This is a genomic window from Cognatilysobacter lacus (assembly GCF_008274655.1).
Classification (GTDB): Bacteria; Pseudomonadota; Gammaproteobacteria; order Xanthomonadales; family Xanthomonadaceae; genus Cognatilysobacter; species Cognatilysobacter lacus.
In genome coordinates, this window is sequence record NZ_VTRV01000243.1 from 1 (window position 1) to 2,171 (window position 2,171).

Sequence of the window (2,171 nt, forward strand, 5' to 3'; positions counted from 1 at the left end):
TGCGCAGGCGCGGCCGCGACGGGCGATGCGGCCGCCGAGGGCTGCGCGCCGGCATCGTTGGCGCGGTTGTGCAGGCCCTGGATGAAGCTCGACAGCGAGCCGATCTCGTCGTCGGTGAGCTTCGAAGCGATCGTGGCCATGATGTGGAAGTTCTTGTAGGTCGGCGGCGCGCCGGTGCCCGTGCGGTATTCCTCGAGGCGACGCTTGGCGTAATCGGCCTGCTGACCGGCGAGCGCCGGATAGGCCGGGCCGGGATTGCCCTGGCCGGCGGCGCCGTGGCACGCCATGCAGGCGGGGATGCCGCGGGCCTTGTCGCCGCCACGGAACAGCGCTTCGCCCACCTCGTAATACTTCTTGCCGGCGTTCGGGCCGGTCGCGATGGCGGTGTCGTCGGCGATGCCGGCGCCCGCCTTCTGCGTCTGGAACCAGGCGCCGAGGTCGCGCATGTCCTGCGCATTGAGGGCCTGGGCGATCGGATACATCACCGGCGCCATCGCATCGGCGCGCTGCTGCGTCTTGAAGAGGGCCAGCTGTTGCGCGACGTAGCGCTCCGGCATGCCGGCAAGGCGCGGGTATGTCGGCGCCGCAGGGTTGCCGTCGAGGCCGTGGCATGCCGCGCAGGCACCGGCCTTGGCCTGGCCCTTCTTCGGGTCGCCCCACGTGGCGTGCTCTTCCGCGCCGGCGAGTGGCGCCACCTGCACGGGCGCCTTCTCCGGCACCGGGGTGACCGTGGTCTGGGCGACGGCAACGGCGGCGACCGCGAGGGCGGCGAGGCCGGCGAGGCCGTAGGCGCGGGCATGGCGCATCAGAGATAACTCCGGGAACACGGGAGGCGCCGAGAACGGGCGCCGGAACCTCGGAATTATCGGCGTCCGGCGGCAGTCGGGTCAACGCGCGTGATTATCGCGGCGGCCATCACGGGCGCATTCGACCGGCCGGACGGCCCCGCCGTGCGATCCTTGCGGCATGTCGAACCCCTTCCAGCGCGCCCGCTACATGCTGTCGGCGCACAACACCCCCCAGCTTCCACCGGACGGCGGCTTCGAGGTCGCTTTCGCCGGGCGGTCCAATGCCGGCAAGTCGACCGCGCTCAACGCGATCTGCCAGCAGGGCTCGCTCGCCCGCGTCTCCAAGACGCCGGGCCGCACCCAGCAGCTGGTGTTCTTCGACTTCACCCCGAAGCAGCACGAGCAGCCGGCTGCCAAGTACCTCGTCGACCTGCCGGGCTACGGCTACGCCAAGGTGCCGAAGGACCTGCAGGCGCACTGGCAGACGTTCGTCGATCGCTACTTCACCACCCGCCAGGCGCTGAAGGGTCTGGTCGTGGTGATGGACATCCGGCATCCGCTCAAGGATTACGACCTGCAGATGCTCGGCTACGCCGCAAACCGCGGGCTGCCGGCGCACGCGCTGCTGACGAAGGCCGACAAGCTCGGGCGCGGCCAGCAGATGCAGACGATGCAGGCCGTGCAGCGCGAGTTGCATTCGCGCTTCGGCGACAGCGTGACCGCGCAGGTGTTTTCCGGCGAATCCAAGCTGGGCGTGGATGTCGCGCGCGGTGTCGTCGCGCGCTGGCTGGAACTGCCCTTCAGCTGACGGGCGTCGCGGTCAGGCGGTGGCGGCGAGGCGCGGGTCCATCGCCCGCCGCAACGCGTCCACGATCGCATTGATCAGCACGATCGCCGCGCCGACCACCAGCACCACGCCAAGCACCAGCGTGTAGTCGCGATTGAGCGCGCCCTGCACGAAGTAGCGTCCCATGCCGGGAATTCCGAATACCTGCTCGACCACCGCCGAGCCGGTGACGATGTTGATCAGCGCGGGCGACAGCCACGCGATCACCGGCAACAAGGCCGGCGGCATCGCATGCGAGAGCAGCACGCGCGCCGGTGACAGCCCGCGCGAACGCGCCGCGCGCAGGTAGTCGGCCGACAGCGTCTCCAGCAGCGACGCACGCGTGAGCCGCGCGCAGTACGCGATGTTGGGCATCGCGAGCGAGAGCACGGGCAGCACGAGGTTGCGCGCATCGCCCCAGCCGCCCGCGGGCAGCCAGTGCAGCGTGACCGCGAACAGCAGCACCAGCATCGGCGCGACGACGAACTTCGGCACCGCCAGCCCAAGGCCCGCGACCGCCATGACCGCGCGATCGACCGCGCCGCCGGCGCGCATGG

General features: G+C 70.7%; 3 protein-coding genes. 1 reads left to right on the top strand and 2 read right to left on the bottom strand.

Features of this window, described 5'->3' with window-relative positions:
* Positions 1-806, bottom strand: an 806-nt coding sequence (locus FW784_RS13690) for a c-type cytochrome (RefSeq protein ID WP_149353878.1), incomplete at its 3' end; no start/stop codon positions are given.
* 160 nt (positions 807-966) lie between these two features.
* Between FW784_RS13690 and yihA the strand changes: the two genes are divergently transcribed.
* Complete coding sequence (yihA, locus tag FW784_RS13695; RefSeq protein ID WP_149353879.1) at positions 967-1,596, top strand: ribosome biogenesis GTP-binding protein YihA/YsxC; 630 nt, start codon at positions 967-969, stop codon at positions 1,594-1,596.
* A 12-nt stretch (positions 1,597-1,608) separates the two neighbouring features.
* Here yihA and FW784_RS13700 read toward each other — a convergent pair.
* Positions 1,609-2,171: ABC transporter permease (locus FW784_RS13700; protein WP_149353880.1), on the bottom strand; the 563-nt coding region annotated here is incomplete at its 5' end.

What these genes read in the sequence shown, in the direction of transcription:
- yihA (WP_149353879.1), top strand. Translation starts at nt 967, where the DNA reads ATGTCGAACCCCTTCCAGCGCGCCCGCTACATGCTGTCGGCGCACAAC.